The sequence below is a fragment of the Trichococcus patagoniensis genome, assembly GCF_003051085.1.
Classification (GTDB): Bacteria; Bacillota; Bacilli; order Lactobacillales; family Aerococcaceae; genus Trichococcus; species Trichococcus patagoniensis.
Genome location: NZ_QAOM01000001.1, coordinates 110489 through 132466 on the forward strand (window position 1 = coordinate 110489; position 21978 = coordinate 132466).

Consider the following 21978-nt stretch of genomic DNA (forward strand, 5'->3'; position numbering starts at 1 on the left):
GACATGAAAACAAATAATCGATTCGAAAACAAAAAAGTATTGGTGCTGGGTTTGGCGCTCAGCGGGATGAATGCGGCCAAACTGCTCCTTGAACTCGGCGCAATGGTCACAGTCAATGATGCAAAGGAATTGAACGACAATCCGGATGCGAAGGAGTTGATTTCATCCGGCATCAAAGTGATCGCTGGATCCCATCCGATCGAGCTGTTGGATGAATCTTTCTCGTTCATGGTCAAAAACCCGGGCATCCCGTACAACAATCCGATGGTCAAACGTGCCCTCGAATTGGGAATCCCCGTATTGACAGAGGTCGAGTTGGCAGCGGAAATCCTCGAAGGCCGCCTGATCGGTGTGACAGGCACGAACGGAAAGACCACGACCACGACGATGATCACGGACCTGTTGAATGCGGGCAGAAAAATAGGGAAAGCCTATAAAGCCGGCAACATCGGCGTGCCAGCATCGGCAGTGGCGCGTGTGGCGACTGCGGACGACGATGTTGTTATGGAGTTGTCCAGCTTCCAATTGATGGGTATCGAAGCGATGCGGCCTGCCATCGCCGTCATCACGAACATCACGGAAGCCCATCTGGATTATCATGGGGAGCGCAAGGAATACGTCAAAGCGAAGTGGCGCATAACCGAGAATCAAACCGCGGCTGACTATCTTGTTTTGAATTGGGATCAAGCCGAATTGCGTAACATGTCGCAGCTTTCAAAAGCGCAAATCATTCCTTTTTCACGTACGCAGGTTCTTGAAGATGGCGCCTATGCATCAGAAGGTTCGCTGTATTTCAAGGGCGAAAAAGTGATGGCTATTTCCGATTTGAGGGTTCCTGGCGAACACAACATCGAAAATGCACTGGCTGCGATCGCTGTGGCGAAACTCTCTGGTGTAGGGAATGAGGCTATCGTATCAGCCTTCCATCTCTTTTATGGCGTCGAGCACCGGATCCAATTTGTAGCCGAGCTCAACGGAAGAAAATTCTACAATGACTCGAAAGCAACGAATATTCTCGCAACCAAAACAGCTCTGAGCAGCTTCCGGACTCCAATCATCCTGTTGGCGGGAGGATTGGACCGTGGGAATACCTTCGAAGAGCTCGTTCCCTTTCTTGAAAATGTGAAGACGTTGATCGTCTTCGGGGAAACTGCCGAGAAATTGAAGGCTGCAGGCGAGCAAGCCGGCATCAAAGAAATCGTCGTGACGGATCATGTCGCCAGTGCGGTTCCGATCAGTTACCAGTACAGCGAAGAAGGCGACACGATCCTGTTGTCACCGGCCTGCGCGAGCTGGGATCAGTACAAAAATTTTGAAGTGCGCGGCAAAACATTCACGGATGTTGTCCATTCCTTGGTCAAAGCCACGAGTGAGGAGGATGGTTCTTTCTAGAGAACCTATGTGCTTATGAAAATAGTATTATCCGGTGGGGGAACAGGCGGGCATATCTACCCGGCGTTAGCCCTGATGAACCGAATCAAAGAAAAATATCCGGACAGTGAATTCCTTTATGTGGGAACGGACCGCGGTTTGGAAAGCACAATCGTACCAAAGGCTGGCGTGGCCTTCAAATCCGTCAAGATCCAAGGGCTGCGCCGGAGTTTATCGCTTCAGAACCTGAAGACGGTCTACCTGATGATCAAGAGCATTTCGGACTCGAAGAAAATCATCAAAGCATTCCAGCCGGATGTCGTCATCGGGACGGGTGGCTATGTTTGCGCCCCCGTCCTGTATGCCGCCTCCAAATTGGGCGTGCCGACCATCATCCACGAGCAAAATTCAGTCGCAGGCGTCACCAATAAATTTTTGAGCAGAGTTGTGGACCGCATCTGCATTTGTTTTGAGGATGCCCGCGGTGATTTCTCCGCCTATCCAGAGAAGATTGTTTTCACGGGGAATCCAAGGGCGCAGGAAGTGGCCTCCATTAAGGAAAGCGCCGACCTGAAGGAATACGGATTGAAGGAAGAAGTGCCGACCGTTTTGATTTTTGGCGGCAGCCGCGGAGCCAGGAAGCTGAATGAATCTTTCGCAGCCGCCTACCCGCTCTTCAAAAACAAGCCGTATCAAGTGCTGCTGGCTACCGGAGACGTCCACTACAAAGCAGTGGAGCAGGAAATCAGCGCGCTGCCGGACCGTTTGGATAACGTCCGGATTGTGCCGTACATCCATGACATGCCGAAATTGTTCAAGCGTACCGACTTGATTGTATCGCGCAGCGGTGCGACCACATTGACGGAAGTGATGGCTTTGGGTTTGCCGAGCATCCTGATCCCGAGTCCGTATGTCACGAACAACCATCAGCAAAAAAATGCGGAAAGCCTAGTGAAAAATGGGGCAGCCGAAATGATCCTTGAGAAGGATCTGCAGGCACAATCCTTGTTTGACGCCATCGACAAGCTGATGACCAATGAAACGGGACGCAAAGAAATGGCTTTCCAAGCCAAACAGATGGGCATAACGGATGCATCAGACCGGATCATCGATGTCATTCTGGCTTTGAAAAAGTGAGAAAGGGAGGGAGGCCAGATGGTTTTCGGAAAAATCCGGCAGAAGCTGAACAGTAAGAGTTCGTCGGCAGGGACTCCCTGGCAGCGCGCGACTGCTGAAGCGGAAAGGCAAAACAAGGCGCAGATAAAGCAGCAGATCACAATAAACGGCCGCACCCATCGTTTGTTGGAAGAGAAAAAAGCGAAGTTGAAACCAAGGAAAAACCTTTCCGAAACCGCGAAAACCGGCAAACGACAAGGGTACCTTGGCTGGTACAGCATTTTTTTGGTGGGGGCCATCGGCAGCAGTTTTCTGGTTTCCCCCTACGGTAAAGTCAAGGACATCTATGTGGAAGGGGCCGAAGATGTTCCGGAACAAAGCATCATCGATGCCAGCCATATCACCGGGAAACTGACCGCCTTGGGAGTCGTCTGGAATGATGAAAAGATCCATGCCTACATCACTAATACTTTGTCCCAAGTCAAAACAGCGGAAGTGACGTTGCGCGGCATGAACGATGTCACGATCCATGTGACGGAACACGAAACCATTGCCTATGTTTATTCGGGCGGCAGCTATTATAATGTCCTGGAGAACGGCACTGTGGCAGACACGGAATTGAAGGTTCCGATCGGGAATAACCCGATCATCACAAGCTTTGAAATGAACCAAAATCTGGAGGACCTGCTCGAACAATATATGCAATTGACGGACAGTGTCCAGAACAGCATCTCTGAAATCAAATATACCGGAACGGAAGAAAATCCTTATGCAATCACGGTCTATATGAACGATGGGAATGAAGTGAAGGCGATCTTGCCATCCTTTGCCGAGAAGATCTTATACTACCCTGACATCGTAAGCCAATTGGGCGAGACGAAAGGGACCATCGATCTTGAAGTGGGTGTCTACTTTACGCCCTTTGCGCAAGCAACGGAAGAGGAAGCGTCCGCCTCGGCAGATTCCACCACTCCAGCCGAATGAGCTGAAAGAGATTAGGATTGACTTGCAGTCAATCCTTGAACAATGATTCCGATCATTGTTGAGGGATTGAATAACTTTTGTCAGACTTCCTTCTGATAGAATTATTTGTAAAAATCTTCGTAAATGAAGAGTTATTATGATAAAATGATAAGGTATAGCTTTCTGGCATCACGTATCAGCAACCGACAATTTTTTTCGGAACAATGCGGATGTTTACACAAGCCATTATGTCAAACGGAGGTTTCAATAAAACCATGAAGAATTCAGGAATATACGTCAGTCTAGATATTGGAACCACTTCAATAAAAGTTGTAGTCGCAGAATATGTGAAAGATCAAATGAACATTATTGGAGTCGGTAATGAAATTTCCAAAGGTCTTAGCCGTGGCGTCATCGTTGATATCGATGAAACGGTCGAGTCAATCCGCAGTGCAGTCAGTCAAGCTGAAAGAAAAGCGAATATTCAGATATCAAACGTCATCGTAGGCATACCAAGCAATCAAATCAGCATCGAACCTTGCCACGGGATGTATGCAGTCGCAAGCGAAAACAAGGAAATCACAGACAAGGATGTGCAAAACGTCTTTGCTGCCGCAAAAGTCCGTTCCGTTCCACCAGAAAGAGAAATCGTTTCCGTCATCCCTGAAGAGTTCATCGTAGATGGGTTCGACGGCATCAGGGACCCGAGAGGCATGATCGGTGTACGTCTTGAATTGTACGCAAGCATGATCACTGGTCCGAAAACAATCATCCATAACATCAAACGTTGTGTAGAAAAAGCGGGTCTTCAAATCGAAGATATGGTTGTACAGCCATTGGCCATCTCAAGCGTAGCCATGAATAAGGGCGAGCGGGATTTCGGGACCATCCTTATCGACATGGGTGGCGGCCAAACAAGCGCCTCTGTCATGCACGACGATCAATTGAAATTTTCATTTGTTGATCCCGAGGGCGGAGATCTTGTGACCAAGGACATCTCCATCATCTTGAACACGACGTTGGAAAATGCGGAGCGCGTTAAACGCGAATATGGTTATGCCATTTCCGAAGACGCGTCCGATGAAGAATTTTTCCCTGTCGAAACGATCGGGAAAGAAGAACCAGTGAAAGTGGATGAGAAATATCTGGCCGAAATCATCGAAGCGCGCCTTGTGCAGATCTTCGAAAACATCAAACGTGCCTTGGATAAAGTGGAAGCCCGCGACCTACCCGGCGGTATCGTTCTGACCGGGGGCGCAGCGGCATTGCCGGGCGTCGTTGACTTGGCAAAAGAAATTTTTGAAATCAACGTCAAGCTGTATATTCCGGAGCAGATGGGGATGCGCAATCCGATCTATGCAACAAGCATCGGCCTGATCAAGTATGTTGCGGGTCTGGATGACATTTACCGTGTTGCCAAAGGGAAAATACAGGTGACAGGAAAAGTGATCCCTTTGCAATCGAAAGCTCCGAAACAACCGACAGTCATCGAAGAACCTGTCTATGAACAGGAGACTTATGCCGATGAGGATCATTACGAAGAAAGCTTAGTCGGGAAATTAAAACGTTGGTTCAATAATCTGTTTGAATAATCACGCTGAACATAAAAAGAATGGTATGAAATAGGAGGAAATGAAATGGAATTGGAATTCGATTCAAGCATGAGTGATGGAGCAAAAATTAAAGTTATCGGTGTCGGTGGGGCAGGAAGCAATGCCGTTAACCGTATGATCGAAGAAGGCGTTAAAGGTGTTGAATTCATCGTGGCCAATACGGACACACAAGCCTTGAATGCATCAAGTGCGGAAACAAGAATCCAACTCGGGCCTAAATTGACGAAAGGATTGGGCGCAGGCTCAGTTCCTGAAGTAGGCCGCAAAGCTGCAGAAGAGAGCGAACAACAAATCTCTGAAGCCTTGGCTGGAGCAGACATGATCTTTGTCACATGCGGAATGGGCGGCGGTACCGGTACTGGTGCAGCCCCTATCGTAGCCAGAATCGCCAAGGATCTTGGCGCGTTGACTGTCGGTGTTGTGACGCGTCCGTTCACTTTTGAAGGACCTAAAAGAGGCCGTTATGCTGCAGAAGGTATCGCTGATTTAAAAGCAAACGTTGATACATTGGTCATCATCTCAAACAACCGTCTGTTGGAAATCGTCGACAAAAAGACGCCTATGCTGGAAGCCTTCCGTGAAGCTGATAATGTATTGCGTCAAGGCGTTCAAGGGATCTCAGACTTGATCACAGCTCCAGGATATGTCAACTTGGACTTTGCTGATGTGAAGACCGTCATGAAAGATCAAGGTTCTGCTTTGATGGGTATCGGTATCGCTTCAGGTGAAAACCGTACAGCAGAAGCAACCAAAAAAGCTATTTCTTCCCCATTGTTGGAAGTTTCCATCGATGGCGCCGAGCAGATCTTGTTGAACATCACGGGTGGTTCAGACTTGACGTTGTTCGAAGCACAAGATGCAAGTGATATCGTAGCACAAGCTTCATCATCCGAAGTGAACATCATCTTCGGTACTTCAATCAATGAAAACTTGGGCGACGAAGTTATCGTTACAGTAATCGCTACAGGAATCGATGACAAAAAAAAAGATGAAAAAAAAACCGCTAATCGCGGAGGCAGTGCTTTTAAGGGGCGTAAAGAAGTAGGGAACGCACCTGTTTCGTACCCGGAGAAACAACTTCCGACTGAACGAGCAGAAGAAAAACCAGCCAAAGACCTATTCGGCGACTGGGATATCCGCAGAGACACAAACGTAAGAGAACAGGCGCCCCAATCGGTCCAACCTGAGCCGGAAGAATACCCTGTCAAACAAACAGAAAATAATTATCCACGTTATCACGAAAATAAAGAAGATAAAAACGGTGGAGAGGATTCATTGGATACACCACCTTTCTTCCGCAAGAGACGCAGATAAGAATGAATATTGAGCAAAATTGCCGGAAAGTGGAGTCAACTGTGGAAGCAGCCTGCTTGACAGCCGGACGCAATCGGGAAGATGTGACGGTCATCGCCGTCACGAAAACGAAACCTGCAGAGCAAGTGGAGGAATTGTACCGCTTGGGCTACCGCCACTTTGCAGAAAATCGCCTCGAAGGTCTGCTCGAAAAGCAGGAAGCTCTTCCGCAAGAAGATATCAGCTGGCATTACATCGGTACCTTACAGACAAGGAAAGTGAAGCAGGTGATCAATCGCATCGCCTACTTCCACGCATTGGATCGTCCGTCATTGGCAAAGGAAATCAATGAGCGGGCGGAAAAGCCTGTTTCTTGCTTCGTGCAGGTCAACGTTACAGGTGAAAGTTCAAAACATGGGCTTTCCGCATCCGAGGCAGTGCCTTTCATCCAGAGTCTGGAAAGTTTTCCGAATATCATCGTTGTCGGATTGATGACGATGGCACCCATTGATGCGACAGACGTGGAGTTGCGTCAATGCTTTAAAGATCTGAAAATAATGCAAGAGCAAGTAGCGGCGTTGAACTTGCCTTATGCGCCATGTACGGAGACGAGCATGGGCATGAGCCAAGATTATCCGGTAGCGATTGCCGAAGGTGCGACCTTCGTACGTGTCGGATCGGCGTTCTTTGCTGAAACAGAAGCATAGACGAAGAAGAAGCGAGGGGTCTTATGGGTCTGAAAGATTTATTCCGAAAGTACTTTGTCATTGAAGATGAGGAAGATGGATTTGAGGAAGTCGATGAACCATCGGCTGTCGTTCCAGTCCGCAGGTCCGAGCGCAATGAAGAAGGGGCTCCGTCCTATCGGAGCACCCAAAAAAGATCGACGAAAGCAAAGGTAATTCCTATGAATCAACAAGCAATGACCGAAAAAGCCAGCATCCATGTTGTGGAGCCGAGAGTCTATTCCGAGGTGGAGAAGATTGCCGATAATCTGCTGAAGAACCAAGCAGTCCTCCTTAATTTCAAAAGGATAGATGCGGAACAAGCAAAACGGATCGTGGATTTTCTGACCGGAACGGTGTATGCGATCGGGGGAGAAATCCAACGCGTTGGCGATGAAATATTTTTATGCACCCCCGCTTCAGTCGGAGTCGAAGGCGCACTGGCCGAAACACTGGAGGAAGAGCGTTCGTTCTACTAGAAAGGAAACAAAATGACACAAATATTGATTTGGCTTTTACAGATTATCCGTTGGGGCATATCGGCATATTCAACCGTCCTGCTGGTATACGCATTGATGAGTTGGTTGCCGGGTGCAAGAAGTTCCAAATTCGGCTATTTTATCTCCAGTATTGTGGAGCCTTACCTGGATATATTCAGAAGATTGATCCCATCTGTAGGCATGATGAGCTTCAGTGTAGTGGCGGGCATCCTGTTCCTGAATTTGGTGGAGTATGGAGCGCAGGTCGTTATCTTTTTCCTGATCAGATTGCTGAATTGACGGACATTTTTTCATCAAACGAAAAAGTGAGGGATTCGTATGCAAGAAGTTTATCAACATTTCCGCAAGGAAGAGCAGCCATTCATTGATAGTGCCCAATCTTGGATTACGCAAGCGGAGGAAACCTATTCACCTTATTTGACGGATTTTTTGGATCCGAGACAGCAGTACATCCTTGAGATGATGGTCGGGAAAAAAGGTGAAATTCATGTCCAATTCTATGGGGGCTACGAAGCGGCGGAGCGCAAGCGGGCAATCATTTGCCCTGAGTATTTCAGTCCGACGCAAAGCGACTTTGAAATGGAGCTTACTGAAGTAGTGTACCCATCGAAATTCGCCAGTCTGACCCATGGGAAAATACTGGGGACGCTTATCGGAACCGGCATGAAAAGGGAGCTTTTCGGAGATATCCTGTCTGATGGTATCCGCTGGCAATTTTTGTTGGCGTCAAACATAGCAAGCTATGTGCATTCGCAAGTCACTAAGATAGGCAAGGTCAGTGTCCGCCTGGAAAATCGGACCTACACTGATCTGATCACACCTATCGATGATTGGACGATCGTGCATGACACGGTCAGCTCGCTGCGATTGGATACAGTGATTGCAGCCATCTACAACATATCGAGACAACGCGCAAAAGAATTGGTGAGCAGCGGAAAAGTGAAATTGAATTGGGCCGCATTTGAACGTCCCGATTTCGAATTGGGGCTGTTGGATATCGTGTCCATCCGCGGTTATGGCCGGATTCAGATAAAAGCTATAGAAGGAAAGTCCAAGAAAGACAAATGGCGCGTCGAATTTGGCGTATTGTACAAATAAGAATGACAAGAACGAAAGGTGTGTATAAGATGAGCTTGACTCCATTAGATATTCAACACAAGGAATTCCCTGTCAAAATAAAAGGGTACGATAAAGAACAAGTCAATGACTTTTTGGATACTGTCACAAAAGAATTTGAAGAAGTCATCAAACAAAATAAAGACCTGCAAAAGCAACTGAAATTTGCCGAAGAAAAACTTCAGTATTTCAGCAACCTGCAGGATGCTTTGAACAAGTCGATCGTAGTGGCGCAGGATGCTGCCGACAGACTGAAAGAAAATGCGCGCAAAGAGGCAGAAATCATTTTGTTCGAAGCCGAAAAGAGTGCGGATCGCTTATTGCATGAAGCAGCTGGAAAAGCGACAAAAATCAATGAAGAAACTGACGGCGTCCGCAAGGAAAGCCGCAACTTCAAACAGAAACTGCAACTTTTGGTTGAGTCGCAATTGAACCTCATCATGAATGATGAGTGGAATAACTTGTTGAACGCTTCGCCGGAAGGGCAAGTTTCAACGCCAACCTTGAATGAAGTGTTGTCCAACCGCACACGCATCATCGACGAATTGGTCGCCAACTCTGAAGATGCAGCCGAATTCGAAATCGGCGGAAGATTGGCCGAAGAAGCCAGAGCTGAAGAGAAACTTGCGGAAGCTGCTGTGGAAGCTATTGAAATTCCGGAAGAAAACAAGTAAAATCTATGTATTGAAGAATGGAACACCCGAAAAAAAGAAACTTCCAGCGAATTGGCGAATGGTGAAAGGCCAATAAGTCCCTCTATTTTAAGGATCCTCCATGAGAATCTTTTTGAACAAACATAAGTAAAAAAGGTCGCCTGAACAGCGTTAACGGTTTTAATGAGGAAGCATAATCGCCTGTTACGGCCGTTGTCGCTTTAAATTTGGGTGGTACCACGAAGACTTCGTCCCTTTTGGAGACGGGTCTTTTTTTGTAGAAAAAATTAATGATAAGGGAGCTTCCGACAATGAAAATGAAAGAAACGCTGCACCTAGGGAAAACGGCTTTTCCAATGAAAGCCAATCTGCCTGTCCGTGAATTGGAATGGCAAAAGGATTGGGAAGAAAAGAAAATCTATGAAAAACGTCAGGAATTGAATGCCGGGAAACCGACGTTCGTCCTGCATGATGGCCCTCCGTACGCGAATGGCGCTATCCACATGGGACACTCGCTGAATAAAATCAGCAAGGACATCATCGTCCGCTCGAAATCCATGTCAGGCTTCCGATCCCCTTTTGTCCCGGGTTGGGATACGCATGGTCTGCCGATTGAACAAGCCTTAACGAATACAGGCGTGAACCGCAAAGCGATGAGCTTGGCCGATTTCCGTAAATTGTGTGAAGATTATGCTTGGAAACAGATCGACGGACAAAGAACCGTATTCAAACGTTTGGGCATCGCAGGCGACTGGGAAAACCCATACGTGACTTTATTGCCGAAATATGAAGAAGCCGAAATCCGTGTGTTCGGAAAAATGGCGGAAAAAGGCTACATCTATAAAGGCCTGAAGCCGATTTATTGGTCGCCTTCAAGCGAATCTTCTCTGGCAGAAGCCGAAATCGAATATAAAGATGTGAAGTCTGCTTCCATCTATGTGGCTTTCCAGATCAAAGACGGCAAAGGCCTGTTGGATAACGATACTGCACTCGTCATCTGGACGACTACGCCGTGGACTTTGCCTGCAAACTTAGGCATTTCCGCTAATGCTGATTTCGAATATGTGGTTGTTTCCGCTGACGGAAGAAAATTTGTTGTCGCAAAAGAATTGCTGGGCACAGTCAAGGAAGCCATCGGATGGGAATCTGTGGAAATCCTGCAAGAACTGAAAGGCTCGGAGTTGGAGTACATGACTGTCCAGCATCCGTTTTATGATCGCGAATCTTTGGTCATGGTAGGCGAACACGTAACGCTTGAAGCAGGTACAGGATTGGTCCATACCGCTCCTGGACACGGTGAGGATGACTACCTGGTCAGCAAAAAATATGGTCTGGAAGTATTATCACCGATCGACAACAAAGGTTGCTACACGGCTGAAGCGCCAGGTTTCGAAGGCGTGTTCTACGACAAAGCCAATAAACTGATCACCGAATTGTTGGCTGAAAAAGGCGCATTGCTGAAATTGGATTTCTTCGTCCACAGCTATCCGCATGACTGGCGCACAAAGAAACCGGTCATCTATCGCGCAACACCGCAATGGTTCGCATCCATCGATAAATTCCGTCAAGACATCCTGGACGAAATCGAAAATGTAGAGTGGCTGCACCCATCCGGCAAAGTCCGCTTGTTCAACATGATCCGCGATCGCGGCGATTGGGTCATTTCCCGCCAACGTGTGTGGGGCGTTCCGTTGCCGATCTTCTATGCGGAAAATGGAGAACCTGTCATCACACCGGAAACGATCGACCACGCTGCGAAATTGATCGGTGAATTCGGATCGAACGTCTGGTTCGAAAGAGAAGCGAAAGACCTGCTGCCTGAAGGATTCACCCACCCTGGCAGCCCGAACGGCACATTTACGAAGGAAATGGACATCATGGACGTATGGTTCGATTCCGGTTCTTCGCATGAAGCGGTGCTTCGTGCAAGGGAAGATTTGACATTCCCTGCTGATATGTATTTGGAAGGCTCCGATCAATACCGTGGTTGGTTCAATTCGAGCATTACGACCAGCGTTGCGATCAACGGAGTAGCACCTTACAAAACAGTCCTTTCCCAAGGTTTTGTTTTGGATGGAGAAGGCCGCAAAATGAGCAAATCATTGGGCAATACTGTCCTGCCGGAAAAAGTCGTCAAGAACATGGGCGCTGACATCGTCCGTCTATGGGTGTCCAGTGTCGACTACGAATCCGACGTCAGAATCAGCGATGACATCCTGAAACAAGTTTCCGAAACGTACCGCAAGATTCGCAACACTATGCGTTTCCTGATCGGGAATACGGAAGATTTTCAACCAAAAGAACATACAGTGGCCTACGAAGAGCTGCGCAGTGTCGATCAGTACATGATGGCGCGCTTGGATCAAGTCGTTGAAACATGTGTGACAGCCTATAAGGAGTACGAGTTCTCGACCATCTACCAAACAATCATGAACTTCTGTACAGTTGATTTGTCGGCATTCTATCTTGATTTTGCGAAAGATGTTGTCTATATCGAAAAAGAGGATAATCTAGAGAGACGCGCCATGCAGACCGTATTTTACGAAGTGTTGGTTAAATTGGCTAAACTTTTGACGCCGATCATCCCACACACAACAGAAGAAATCTGGAGTTTCCTGAAGGAAGAGGAACAATACGCCCAACTGGCTGAATTGCCGGAAAGCAGCGTCGGTGAAAACCAAGCAGAGATTTTAAGCCAATGGGAAAAATTCATGGATATCCGCGATGCGGCTTTGAAAGCCTTGGAAGTTGCGCGTAATGAAAAGACGATCGGAAAATCTTTTGAAGCGCATCTGTCCTTGTTTGTTGATGAAGATACAAAAGCATTATTCTCGTCCCTTGATGCGAACCTGGAACAATTATTCATCGTTTCACAGCTTGACATCAAAGAATTGGCAGCTGCTCCAGCTGAAGCGATGCAGTTCGATAATCTTGCGATCCTTGTGGAACACGCACATGGGGAAACTTGTGAAAGATGCCGTGCCATCAAAGAAGAGGTTGGAACAATCCAGGACGCAACATCCTTATGCGAACGCTGTGCAGATATTGTGAGATCTGAATATCCGGAGGCACTCGTGCAGGAAGAAGCATAACCCATCCCGCCTTGAATAAAATCGTTAAAATTATGTAAACAATAAGTAAAGAGCACGCAAGCGGACGGCTTCTGACGTCATTCTTGCGTGCTTCTGTTTGTTTTAGGGCAAAGGTGCAGTTTTTATCCACCGTTGATAATTTTTTCAAAGAAAGCGCATAACTTCCTCTTGAAATCGGATAAGATATTCGTTATAATTATATTAGTAACTTGTACTAATATGATAGTAAATATTTGTATTAGCATTTTACCAATGAAATTTTTGGAGGTATTATACGATTATGGAACAAGGAAAAGTAAAATGGTTTAATGGCGAAAAAGGTTTTGGATTTATCGAAGTTGACGGAAAAGACGATGTATTCGTACATTTCTCAGCTATCCAAGGCGAAGGTTTCAAAACATTAGAAGAAGGCCAAGATGTTGAATTCGAAATCGTTGACGGCAACCGTGGTCCTCAAGCAGCTAACGTTGTAAAATTATAATCCTATTCTTTTTAACATTAGCGAATTCAAAGCGTATCGGGAGTTTCATTACTCCTGGTGCGCTTTTTACATGCAAAAAAACGTTGTTTTGACAATCCACATCAGGATTGCAAAACAACGCTTCAATCAGAAAACAGACAACTGTCTGCTTATGCTCGCTAGGGAGAGATTACTTCTTCATGCTTCTCATAACGAAGGATACGATGAAAATCAGGATAACTGCTCCGACTAATGCAGGAACGATATAGAATCCTCCGATTTCAGGACCCCATGCTCCAAATAAAGTTGTTCCTAACCAAGAACCGATGAAACCAGCAACGATATTTCCGATAATGCCACCGGGTATATCTTTACCCATAAACGATCCTGCTAAAGCGCCTAGGACACCACCGACAATTAAAGACCAAATTAAGCCCATTTCTCTTCCTCCTTTTTCTAATACGAGTGCAGTAACAATATAGTTATTTCTAATTAACTATACCCTTATTATATATAAAATGAGTCACGTTACAAATAATAAGCCCTCGGGATGAGAGGTTTTCTGAAAATGAAGGGCTGCCTCTCAAAAAGAGGCAGCCTCTAGTATTAGTGAAGTTGCTGTTCCTGTTGATGGATATTCAACAGTTTGACTTTGAGATCATTTTCCATGAGCGACAGTTCCTTTTCGGCTTCTCTGCGTTTGATCCGGCCTTCTTGTTGGATCTTCAGCGTCTCTTCCAAAGTTTCGATCAGATCCTGCTGCGTCTGTTTGAGCGTTTCGATATCGATCACACCCCGTTCATTTTCTTTAGCGGTTTCGATGGCTGATATTTTCAACATTTCGGAATTCTTGCGCATCAGATCATTCGTGGTCTGAGATACTTGCCTTTGCGCCGTTACTGCATCCTTTTGGCGCAGAAGGGTAAGGGCGATGGCCACTTGGTTTTTCCATAAGGGAATGGCCGTGTGGATTGAGGATTGGATTTTTTCAGCCAATGCCTGGTTCGTGTTTTGGATCAATCGGATCTGTGGAGCCTGTTGGATCGTCATCTGTCTGGTCAAGCGCAAGTCATGGGTGCGTTTTTCGAGACGGTCGAGGAACTGTTTCAGATCGTTGACGATCTGCACATCCATCTGGCTTTGGGAAACTTCAGCGGTCTGGATCGCTTTCGGGATCGCATTTTTCTGAAGATCTTCCATCTTCACTTCACCGGCAGCGATGTAGATGTTCAAGGCCTCAAAATAATCCTTGTTTTTTTGGTAAAGCTGTTCCAGCGTGACGTTGTCGTTGAGCAGGCCATTCTTTTCTTTATCCAATTTGATTGCGATCTTGTCGATTTGGGCGCCTATCTTCTGGTATTTTGCCGTCATTTCATAGGCGGATTGTTTTACCTTGCCGAAGATTTTGCGGAAGACATTGTTGTCTTCTGCCCGCAGGTCTTCCGGTTTGGCTTCGTTGAGGCGATACATCAGATCATTCAGGGAATCGCCGATTTCGCCGGTGTCCTGGTTCTGAACATGGTCCAGCATCGAATGGGAGAATTCGCCCAATTGTTTTTGAGCTGCAGCGCCATAACTGATGATGGCTTGCATGTTGTTTTCATCGATTTGGCCGGCTAATGCCAGAGCTTGTTTTTGTCTTTCTTCCGGCAATCGGTCGATCAGCCGATCCGGGTTGATCACCTCGTTGGCGACTGTGGTTTTATCGGCAACCACTGCTGGTTGGGCAAACGGATCCGAAAAAGGATTGGCCAGCAAATCGTCCAATTCTTGATTGACATCCTTGCTGTCAGTTTGTTCATTTTTTTCGGTAGCATCAAATTGGTCCATCAGTATTCCCCCTATAGCTCTTCGTTCAAAGCATTTTCGTTGCGCTTTCCTTCATTATCCCTTTTCAAAACTTGCTTTGCAAGTTCCAACTCGATATCCATGTCCTCGATATCATTGGACATGAAGCGCACGTAATCTTCAGCTATCAGACGGCACATATCATCGATTGTTTTGGCGCAGTTATCCAAGGCTGTGTAGGTTTCTTTCGTTTTGGAAACGTGGCCATCGATTGCGATGTATTTTTCCGCCAGCTCTTTCAGGTTGGGAAGATTGGTGTATAGGAATTTATCGACTTCGTGCAGTCGGTTAGGCTGATTGACGATATTTTTGAAGAAATCCTGCAATATATCCACCGTATCGTTGCGTGCCGCGATAGCCTTCAATTTTGAGCGCTGCTGCAGATTGGATTCGATATCTTGGATCGTATTTTTGGCTTGATCCATTGTGCTGCGGAAATAGGCGATCTGTTCCTTGGTCATCCCTTTTGAATGGTAGAAGGCTTCTTTGTCGGCGCTCACTTTTCCCAGTGTGCCTCTTTGTTTTTTTGCCTTAGGCGACCATTGCATCCTTCCTCCGGATTGGACGTAGTATAAGAAGGCGCCCAAGCCGATGGTCAGGCCGATCGAAGTCCAGAAATCAAACTCGAATATGAAAAAGAATACCACTAGTGCAATCAGGCTGATGACGCTGGAAAACGTGTATTTCAATATGTCTTTGATGTTGCTCCACATAAATTTTTCCTCCTTTGATAACATGCTGTTCAATTTGTCTGTGCTTATGCTATTATTCTAGCATAAAAGCATTATGGACACCTATCGGCCGAAAGGATGATTTTCATCGCCAACTCCCGATTTGGCCGATTCTCTCGCGGCTCTTGTAAATAGCCGAAAAGATAGGTTATGATAATACATGATCAGGATAGTAGATTGGGAGGAACATAAAATGGAATTTGAAGAAAAAACAGTGAAAAGCGAAAAAATATTCGATGGTGTCTTGCTGCATTTGGTTAGGGAAGAAGTGCTGCTGCCGAACGGGAAAACTTCAGTCAGAGAGATGATCAGGCATCCGGGCGCTGTAGCGATGATACCATTCACTTCCGATGGGAAAATGGTCATGGTCAGACAGTTCCGGAAACCTTTGGATCGGACCGTAGTCGAAATCCCGGCCGGCAAATTGGAGACATCCGATGCGGAACCTTTGCTGGCAGCGATCCGCGAGCTCGAGGAAGAGACCGATTACCGTGCGGAGAATTGGTCCGAATTGACGGTTTTTTATCCGACACCGGCTTATTTGGATGAACGGATCACAATCTATTTAGCGGAAGGTTTGACGAAAGTCGAAAATTCTTTGCCGATGGATGAGGATGAATTCATCGAAATTTTGGAATTGACATACGACGAAGCGAAAGCCTTGCAGGAATCCGGAGAAATCTGCGATTCGAAAACAATCTATGCCATGCTGTATTGGGAGATGCGTCTTTTGCGGGAAAGAATAGAGGGATAGTATGTCGGAACCAAAGAAACCGCTGATCACCCGGGAACGTTATCGTCAGTACAAACGGGACCAAACAACAAAACCGGGGACACCTGAAAAGAAAGTCGCTCCGCAGGCAAAAGACGCAGAGCGTTCCGCGCCGGCAACGGAAAAAAACACCAAGCAGCCTTCTCCCTCTAAAATTGAGAAAAGCAGTATTCCGACCGAAAAGAAAAGGTCGGAAAACGGCAACAAAGCCAAGACAGCCAAGCCAAAGGCGAAGCTGTTCCGGAAGGCCGATAAATCCGCATCTTCAACGAAGGTGGAGCGTCTGACGGACAAAGAAAGAGGCAGAAAACTGGACAACTATCTGAACAAAGCCATCCTGATCGTCATCTTATTGATCATCTTGGTTTTTGCGATAGCCTTCGTCCTATGACCTGACAATGCAGCTACAAGGAAGGAAACACTTATGATCGGAATTATTGGAGCAATGGAAGAAGAAAACCGTATTTTATTGGAAAATATGACAGACAAAACAGAAGAAACACATTTCCACCTCGTTTTTACAAGAGGCAAAATCGAAAATCAGGATGTAGTATTGGTGCAGTCCGGCATCGGTAAAGTCAACTCGGCCATAGCCACCGCCTTCATCATCGATCGTTACCGTCCCGACTTCGTCATCAATACCGGTTCAGCCGGGGGATTAAACGCAGCTTTGCATGTGGGGGACGTCGTCGTAGCCGATAGGGTTGCTTACCATGATGTGGACGCTACGGCATTCGGTTATTCTGTGGGACAAGTGCCGCAGATGCCGCATTATTATACGGCTGACAAAAAAATCGTTGAACAAATAACGCGGGCAGCTGAAAAAGTCGGTTTGCATGCTGTGCAAGGGACGATTGTTTCAAGCGATTCTTTCATCGCTTCGGAAAGCGGCACAAGCCGCATCAAGGAACATTTCCCTGATGCCTATGCGACCGAAATGGAGGGCGCATCAATCGCCCAAGCTTGTTACGTATTGGGCACACCATTCGCAATCATCCGTGCCATTTCGGACGGAGCAAGCGATGGCGCGGCGCTGACGTTCGACGAGTTCATCGCCGAAGCCGGAAAAAAATCCGCGGAAATGGTCATCGAATTATTGAAAAACACCGAAGAATAGCGGAAACCGGCAGTAACGACTTGCTGTCGATCGCTTGCCCGAACCACTCAACCGAAAACGGCTGAGTGGTTTTTTCTTTCTGTGCCAGCAGGATGCTGGAACTGCAAAAAAGAGAGAGCTTACGGTTGTATGCTGTTTTCAAAATATTGTACAATAAGAATGAAATGTCAGGCTAAGGAGGGGTTTTGGATGCGCCAAGAACTGGTGATCGGGAAAGGGGACAAACCGGCAATCATCCATCTGGATAAGCTGAATCGCCACGGCTTAATCGCCGGAGCGACCGGTACGGGGAAAACGGTGACTTTGAAAGTGATAGCGGAACAATTGAGCAAGGCGGGGATTCCGGTATTCCTTGCGGACGTCAAAGGGGATTTGGCGAGCATCGCGGAACCGGGTGAGTTGAGCGAAAAAATAATGGAAAGGGTAACGAAGCTGCAGCCGGAGGATTTTGAGCCGCGCGCATACCCCGTTGAACTCTTGGATATTTTCGGATCGAACGGTGTACCGGTGCGGACAACCATTTCCGATATGGGTCCAATCCTGTTGTCGCGGCTGTTGGGACTCAATGAAACCCAGGAAGGGATCATGAACATCGCGTTCAAAGTTGCGGATGAGAAACAACTCCTGCTCATCGACATCAAAGATTTGCGGGCGATCCTGAATTTCGTCGGAGACAACGCCACGGAGCTACGCCGGGAATACGGGAATATCTCAAAGCAATCGATCGGTGCGATCTTAAGAGGTTTATTGGTCATCGAGGAACAGGGAGGCGATCTCTTCTTCGGTGAGCCGATGTTCGATATCCAAGATTTATTGAAAACCGATGCGGAAGGGCGCGGTTATGTGAACATTCTGATGGCGAACCGCCTGTTCATGTCGCCAAAACTCTACTCGACATTCTTGCTGTGGTTCCTTTCGGAGCTGTATGAGCAATTGCCGGAAGTCGGTGATCTTGATAAACCAAAGATTGTCTTCTTTTTTGATGAAGCGCATGTCCTTTTCCAGGACGTTCCGGATGTGCTTGAGGAAAAAATCGAACTCATTGTCCGGCTGATCCGTTCCAAGGGAGTCGGGGTTTATTTTGTGACTCAAAATCCCACCGATCTGCCGAATGCTATCTTGAGCCAATTGGGCAACAAAATTCAACATGCTTTGCGAGCCTTTACGCCTAAGGAGCAGAAGACCGTCAAAGCGGTCGCCGAAACGTTCCGGCAGCAGGAAGGGGAAGAATTGGACAAGAAATTGACGGAGCTGAAGGTCGGTGAAGCGTTGGTTTCCTTTCTCGATCCGGAAGGGATTCCCGGCTATGTTCAACAAGTCATGATTTATCCTCCGGAGAGCAAAATGGGCATCCTGGATCCGCTCATCAAAGAAGAAAAAATCAACCGTTCCTTGCTGTATTATAAATACAGCGAGACAATCGACAGGGAATCCTCCTACGAACAACTGCAACGACTGTCGGAAATCAAGGCGATTGAGTTGGAGGAAAATGAAGAGCTTGCCGCAAGGGACAGGGAAAAAGCCGAACAGTTGAAGCAGCTCGAAAAAGAGCCCAAAAAAGAACAGACTCAGCAAAAAAGGTCGAGCAGTTCCCGCGATTCGACGATGGACAGATTCACGAAAAATTTGATGTCACAAGTAGGCAGGGAAGTCGGTCGGGTCATTTCCCGCGGTATTTTGGGTATCCTGAAAAAATGAAGACAGACCAAAAAGATCAGTCCCACAAGGGCTGATCTTTTTGTTTTCGTTTTTTCGGATGATCCGAAAAAACGAAAACGCTTCCTCTAAAGACACTTACTTTTTTTCATGAAAATCTCATATTTGGTATTGTGTTTTATTTCCGCATCAAGTAGAATAGCACCTATACCATTAATTGAGAATGATTCTCAATTAGAATCGTTATCATTAAGGAGTTGCTTTTGGAAGATGGTGAATAGATGTTGAAGAAATTACTGCTTGTTCTGGCGTTGGCAGGAGTGATCGGGCTTTCCCTCGGAGTGGGGACCGCTGCATTTTCGGTGGAACAGTTTCTTGTCGGGAGCAACACGGACCGTCTGATACTATTGTCGTCAAGGCTGCCTAGGACGATTACGGTTCTCTTGGCTGGAGCGGGCTTGTCTTTATCCGGGCTGATCATGCAATCATTGACACAGAACCGATTTGCCGCTCCCGATACAGTGGGTACGGTGGATGCGGCAAGGGTAGGCATGCTGTTCGGGATGATTTTCTTTCCTGGCTTATCGGTTGTGGGGAAGATGACTCTTTCCTTCCTCTTTGCGGCGGCCGGGACCTTCCTGTTTTTGGTGGTCGTGAATCGCTTGCCTTTCAAGAGCCAGATGACGATCCCTTTGCTGGGGCTGATGTACGGAAATATTTTGGGAGGGATCGCCAATTTTTTTGCCTTCCGCTTCAACGTTACGCAAAATCTTTCCGCCTGGATGCAAGGGGATTTTTCATTGGTCATCAAAGGACAATATGAGGGGATGTACCTCATTTTCCTGTTGTTTTTGGCACTTTATTTTTTTGCCGATCATTTTACGATTGCCCGCTTCGGGAAAGACGCGGCCAAAAACCTCGGTCTGCCTTTTGAAGCTGTCTTGTTCATCGGGACACTGTTCGTCTCATTGACTGTGGCGGTCATCCTGAGCACGGTCGGAAATCTGCCATTTTTGGGCGTCATCATCCCGAACCTCGTGTCGTTGCGCTTCGGCGACAATATCCGCAATACACACGGTAAGGTTGCGCTGTTCGGAGCAATTTTCTTGTTGCTGTGCGACGTCTTTGCGCGATCGGTCATTCCACCGTACGAAATTCCGGTGGAAACGGTGCTGGGAGTTTTCGGCGGGGGCTTGTTCCTGTGGCTGTTGCTGAAGGGAGGGCGGACAGCATGAAAAACGTGTTGAATAACCGCATCATCATGAAACGGTTGGCTATGATTGCAGTGGCTTTGGCTTTCGTTTATTTTTTCTGGAACCAAGGAAACGGTAATATGTTCATCATGAAGTTGCGGAGCACGAAGCTTTTGACGTTTGCGGTCATCAGCATCAGCACTGCCTTTGCAACGGTCAGCTTTCAGACTGTCGTGCACAGCAATTTTTTGACCCCCAGCATTCTAGGGGTCGAATCCTTCTATCGCCTCCTGCAGACAGTGTTGATGTTTTTCAGTTTCTCGCTGTTGGGCAGCCAGTTGAATGCGGAATGGCAGTTCATTTTCCTGCTGTTACTGATGCTGGGCAGTTACTTTTTGCTGTACCGGCTTTCTTGGAACCGAAAAAATTATGATATGCAGGTCATCCTGATGATCGGACTCGTCATGGGGACCTTCTTCAACAGCATTAGTTCCTTCATGCAAGTGCTGATGGACCCGAATGAGTACGACAAACTGCAGACGAAGCTGTATGCCAGTTTTCAGAACATCAATGATTCCGTACTTATTTTAGCTGTTCCGATCGCCGTGTTTTCGATCCTCAGTTTGTGGCGCAAGCGGAAGGTATTGGAAGTTTTGGGACTGGGTACACAAACGGCCAAAAATTTAGGGGTCGCCGTTGAAAAGGAGACGAAACTCACCTTCATGCATGTCATCCTATTGATGACAGTCTCCGCAGCGCTCGTCGGACCGATGATGTTTCTCGGTTTTGTGGCGGCGAACATCGCTTATCGGCTATTCAGAACGTATTGCCTGAACTACCTGTTGCCTGGTGCGAGTCTACTCAGTTTTGTGATGGTCGTGGCCGGACAATTCGTGGCAGAAGAAATCTTCAAGCTGCAGACGAATTTAAGCATTCTGGTCGAACTGTTCGGAGGAATCTATTTCTTTTGGTTATTATGGAAGGAAAGGGGCAAACTATGAAAATCACTAACGTCAGCAAAGCCTACGAGGATGAAAAAGTATTGGATGACATCTCTTTGGCGATCGAGAAAGGCAAAATCACGGCTTTCATCGGTCCGAATGGGGCAGGCAAAAGCACGCTCCTATCGGTTATCAGCCGTCTGTTGACAAAGGACGAGGGCATATTGACTATACACGGGAAAGAAATCGAGGCATGGCAATCCGATGAACTGGCGAGGGAACTTTCGATCCTGAAACAACAGAATGCCTATCAAGTGCGTATGACGGTCCGTGAACTAGTCTCGTTCGGCAGGTTCCCCTATACGAAGGGCAGGTTGAACAATGAAGATCATGCTATGATCGATAAGGTTTTGGGCTATCTGAACCTGGTAGAATTCTCCAACCGCTATTTGGATACGTTGTCTGGGGGGCAACTCCAGCGGGCGGCCATCGCGATGATACTGGTGCAGGATACTGAGTACATCTTATTGGATGAACCGCTGAACAATCTCGACCTGAAACAAAGCATCGTGACGATGCAGACCATCCGGAATTTGGCGGATGAATTGGGGAAAACCATTCTGGTCGTCATCCACGACGTCAATTTCGCTTCCGTGTTTTCTGACAACATCATCGCCATGAAAAACGGAAAGGTGTTCCGGAGCGGTACAGTCGAGGAAGTCATTCGGACACAAGTTTTGCAGGAATTATATGAAGTGCCATTGGAAGTCATCACGACTGCGGATGGAAAAAAACATTGCACCTATCAAGCAATTTGA

Annotated in this window: 22 protein-coding genes; 19 read left to right on the forward strand and 3 right to left on the reverse strand. The window is 47.0% G+C overall.

The annotated features are described in order from the left end of the window. Window positions 1-3: 3 nt before the first annotated feature. From murD to C8U37_RS00640, 12 genes are all read left to right on the forward strand, one after another. The gene (gene murD / locus C8U37_RS00585; protein WP_108031326.1) at window positions 4-1392 is read left to right on the forward strand and encodes a UDP-N-acetylmuramoyl-L-alanine--D-glutamate ligase; all 1389 of its coding nucleotides are present in this window, start codon (window positions 4-6) and stop codon (window positions 1390-1392) included. 15 nt (window positions 1393-1407) lie between these two features. Beyond that, window positions 1408-2508, forward strand: coding sequence for an undecaprenyldiphospho-muramoylpentapeptide beta-N-acetylglucosaminyltransferase (murG, locus tag C8U37_RS00590; protein WP_108031328.1), 1101 nt, complete (start codon window positions 1408-1410; stop codon window positions 2506-2508). Between the two features lie 18 nt (window positions 2509-2526). After that, on the forward strand, window positions 2527-3471 hold the full coding sequence (locus C8U37_RS00595) for a cell division protein FtsQ/DivIB (RefSeq protein ID WP_108031330.1): 945 nt from the start codon (window positions 2527-2529) through the stop codon (window positions 3469-3471). A gap of 254 nt (window positions 3472-3725) precedes the next feature. Beyond that, window positions 3726-5042, forward strand: coding sequence for a cell division protein FtsA (gene ftsA, locus C8U37_RS00600; protein WP_108031332.1), 1317 nt, complete (start codon window positions 3726-3728; stop codon window positions 5040-5042). A gap of 45 nt (window positions 5043-5087) precedes the next feature. Then, window positions 5088-6377 carry a cell division protein FtsZ gene (gene ftsZ / locus C8U37_RS00605; protein WP_108031335.1) on the forward strand — a complete coding sequence of 430 codons (1290 nt, stop codon included), beginning with the start codon at window positions 5088-5090 and terminating at the stop codon, window positions 6375-6377. 2 nt (window positions 6378-6379) lie between these two features. After that, window positions 6380-7063, forward strand: a complete 684-nt coding sequence (locus C8U37_RS00610) for a YggS family pyridoxal phosphate-dependent enzyme (RefSeq protein ID WP_108031337.1) — start codon at window positions 6380-6382, stop codon at window positions 7061-7063. 23 nt (window positions 7064-7086) lie between these two features. Beyond that, a complete protein-coding gene (locus C8U37_RS00615; protein WP_108031339.1) occupies window positions 7087-7560 on the forward strand; it encodes a cell division protein SepF in 474 nt (157 codons plus the stop codon). A 12-nt stretch (window positions 7561-7572) separates the two neighbouring features. After that, entirely contained in the window at window positions 7573-7860 is a 288-nt protein-coding gene (locus tag C8U37_RS00620) for a YggT family protein (protein WP_108031341.1), read from the forward strand. 39 nt (window positions 7861-7899) lie between these two features. Further along, window positions 7900-8679: a YlmH family RNA-binding protein gene (locus tag C8U37_RS00625; protein ID WP_108031343.1), complete on the forward strand. Its 780-nt coding sequence runs from the start codon at window positions 7900-7902 to the stop codon at window positions 8677-8679. Between the two features lie 29 nt (window positions 8680-8708). After that, window positions 8709-9371 (forward strand): DivIVA domain-containing protein, encoded by a 663-nt coding sequence (locus C8U37_RS00630; RefSeq protein WP_108031344.1) that lies wholly within the window; start codon window positions 8709-8711, stop codon window positions 9369-9371. Window positions 9372-9661: 290 nt separating this feature from the next. Next, window positions 9662-12442 carry an isoleucine--tRNA ligase gene (gene ileS / locus C8U37_RS00635; protein ID WP_108031346.1) on the forward strand — a complete coding sequence of 927 codons (2781 nt, stop codon included), beginning with the start codon at window positions 9662-9664 and terminating at the stop codon, window positions 12440-12442. 280 nt (window positions 12443-12722) lie between these two features. After that, complete coding sequence (locus C8U37_RS00640) at window positions 12723-12923, forward strand: cold-shock protein (protein WP_068560061.1); 201 nt, start codon at window positions 12723-12725, stop codon at window positions 12921-12923. Window positions 12924-13092: 169 nt separating this feature from the next. On the opposite strand, the gene C8U37_RS00645 is transcribed toward C8U37_RS00640, so the two are convergent. From C8U37_RS00645 to C8U37_RS00655, 3 genes are all read right to left on the reverse strand, one after another. After that, entirely contained in the window at window positions 13093-13341 is a 249-nt protein-coding gene (locus tag C8U37_RS00645; RefSeq protein WP_108031348.1) for a GlsB/YeaQ/YmgE family stress response membrane protein, read from the reverse strand. Window positions 13342-13508: 167 nt separating this feature from the next. Further along, entirely contained in the window at window positions 13509-14732 is a 1224-nt protein-coding gene (locus tag C8U37_RS00650; protein ID WP_108031350.1) for a toxic anion resistance protein, read from the reverse strand. Between the two features lie 11 nt (window positions 14733-14743). Further along, window positions 14744-15463, reverse strand: coding sequence for a 5-bromo-4-chloroindolyl phosphate hydrolysis family protein (locus tag C8U37_RS00655; RefSeq protein WP_108031352.1), 720 nt, complete (start codon window positions 15461-15463; stop codon window positions 14744-14746). 211 nt (window positions 15464-15674) lie between these two features. On the opposite strand from C8U37_RS00655, the gene C8U37_RS00660 reads away from it, so the two are divergent. From C8U37_RS00660 to C8U37_RS00690, 7 genes are all read left to right on the forward strand, one after another. Continuing rightward, the gene (locus C8U37_RS00660; protein WP_108031354.1) at window positions 15675-16235 is read left to right on the forward strand and encodes an NUDIX domain-containing protein; all 561 of its coding nucleotides are present in this window, start codon (window positions 15675-15677) and stop codon (window positions 16233-16235) included. Window position 16236: 1 nt separating this feature from the next. Continuing rightward, on the forward strand, window positions 16237-16644 hold the full coding sequence (locus tag C8U37_RS00665; RefSeq protein ID WP_108031356.1) for a hypothetical protein: 408 nt from the start codon (window positions 16237-16239) through the stop codon (window positions 16642-16644). A 33-nt stretch (window positions 16645-16677) separates the two neighbouring features. Beyond that, entirely contained in the window at window positions 16678-17370 is a 693-nt protein-coding gene (locus C8U37_RS00670) for a 5'-methylthioadenosine/adenosylhomocysteine nucleosidase (RefSeq protein WP_108031357.1), read from the forward strand. A 189-nt stretch (window positions 17371-17559) separates the two neighbouring features. After that, window positions 17560-19068: a helicase HerA-like domain-containing protein gene (locus C8U37_RS00675; protein WP_108031359.1), complete on the forward strand. Its 1509-nt coding sequence runs from the start codon at window positions 17560-17562 to the stop codon at window positions 19066-19068. A 239-nt stretch (window positions 19069-19307) separates the two neighbouring features. Further along, window positions 19308-20261 (forward strand): ABC transporter permease, encoded by a 954-nt coding sequence (locus C8U37_RS00680; protein ID WP_108031361.1) that lies wholly within the window; start codon window positions 19308-19310, stop codon window positions 20259-20261. Then, entirely contained in the window at window positions 20258-21220 is a 963-nt protein-coding gene (locus C8U37_RS00685) for an iron chelate uptake ABC transporter family permease subunit (RefSeq protein ID WP_108031363.1), read from the forward strand. Before C8U37_RS00680 ends, C8U37_RS00685 begins: the two co-directional genes overlap by 4 nt. Further along, on the forward strand, window positions 21217-21978 hold the full coding sequence (locus tag C8U37_RS00690) for an iron ABC transporter ATP-binding protein (RefSeq protein WP_108031364.1): 762 nt from the start codon (window positions 21217-21219) through the stop codon (window positions 21976-21978). Before C8U37_RS00685 ends, C8U37_RS00690 begins: the two co-directional genes overlap by 4 nt.

Bases quoted from the DNA above. Each gene is read 5' to 3' on its own strand.
- murD (WP_108031326.1), top strand. From the start codon at position 4: ATGAAAACAAATAATCGATTCGAAAACAAAAAAGTATTGGTGCTGGGT.
- murG (WP_108031328.1), top strand. From the start codon at position 1,408: ATGAAAATAGTATTATCCGGTGGGGGAACAGGCGGGCATATCTACCCG.
- C8U37_RS00595 (WP_108031330.1), top strand. From the start codon at position 2,527: ATGGTTTTCGGAAAAATCCGGCAGAAGCTGAACAGTAAGAGTTCGTCG.
- ftsA (WP_108031332.1), top strand. From the start codon at position 3,726: ATGAAGAATTCAGGAATATACGTCAGTCTAGATATTGGAACCACTTCA.
- ftsZ (WP_108031335.1), top strand. From the start codon at position 5,088: ATGGAATTGGAATTCGATTCAAGCATGAGTGATGGAGCAAAAATTAAA.
- C8U37_RS00610 (WP_108031337.1), top strand. From the start codon at position 6,380: ATGAATATTGAGCAAAATTGCCGGAAAGTGGAGTCAACTGTGGAAGCA.
- C8U37_RS00615 (WP_108031339.1), top strand. From the start codon at position 7,087: ATGGGTCTGAAAGATTTATTCCGAAAGTACTTTGTCATTGAAGATGAG.
- C8U37_RS00620 (WP_108031341.1), top strand. From the start codon at position 7,573: ATGACACAAATATTGATTTGGCTTTTACAGATTATCCGTTGGGGCATA.
- C8U37_RS00625 (WP_108031343.1), top strand. From the start codon at position 7,900: ATGCAAGAAGTTTATCAACATTTCCGCAAGGAAGAGCAGCCATTCATT.
- C8U37_RS00630 (WP_108031344.1), top strand. From the start codon at position 8,709: ATGAGCTTGACTCCATTAGATATTCAACACAAGGAATTCCCTGTCAAA.
- ileS (WP_108031346.1), top strand. From the start codon at position 9,662: ATGAAAATGAAAGAAACGCTGCACCTAGGGAAAACGGCTTTTCCAATG.
- C8U37_RS00640 (WP_068560061.1), top strand. From the start codon at position 12,723: ATGGAACAAGGAAAAGTAAAATGGTTTAATGGCGAAAAAGGTTTTGGA.
- C8U37_RS00645 (WP_108031348.1), bottom strand. From the start codon at position 13,341: ATGGGCTTAATTTGGTCTTTAATTGTCGGTGGTGTCCTAGGCGCTTTA.
- C8U37_RS00650 (WP_108031350.1), bottom strand. From the start codon at position 14,732: ATGGACCAATTTGATGCTACCGAAAAAAATGAACAAACTGACAGCAAG.
- C8U37_RS00655 (WP_108031352.1), bottom strand. From the start codon at position 15,463: ATGTGGAGCAACATCAAAGACATATTGAAATACACGTTTTCCAGCGTC.
- C8U37_RS00660 (WP_108031354.1), top strand. From the start codon at position 15,675: ATGGAATTTGAAGAAAAAACAGTGAAAAGCGAAAAAATATTCGATGGT.
- C8U37_RS00665 (WP_108031356.1), top strand. From the start codon at position 16,237: ATGTCGGAACCAAAGAAACCGCTGATCACCCGGGAACGTTATCGTCAG.
- C8U37_RS00670 (WP_108031357.1), top strand. From the start codon at position 16,678: ATGATCGGAATTATTGGAGCAATGGAAGAAGAAAACCGTATTTTATTG.
- C8U37_RS00675 (WP_108031359.1), top strand. From the start codon at position 17,560: ATGCGCCAAGAACTGGTGATCGGGAAAGGGGACAAACCGGCAATCATC.
- C8U37_RS00680 (WP_108031361.1), top strand. From the start codon at position 19,308: ATGTTGAAGAAATTACTGCTTGTTCTGGCGTTGGCAGGAGTGATCGGG.
- C8U37_RS00685 (WP_108031363.1), top strand. From the start codon at position 20,258: ATGAAAAACGTGTTGAATAACCGCATCATCATGAAACGGTTGGCTATG.
- C8U37_RS00690 (WP_108031364.1), top strand. From the start codon at position 21,217: ATGAAAATCACTAACGTCAGCAAAGCCTACGAGGATGAAAAAGTATTG.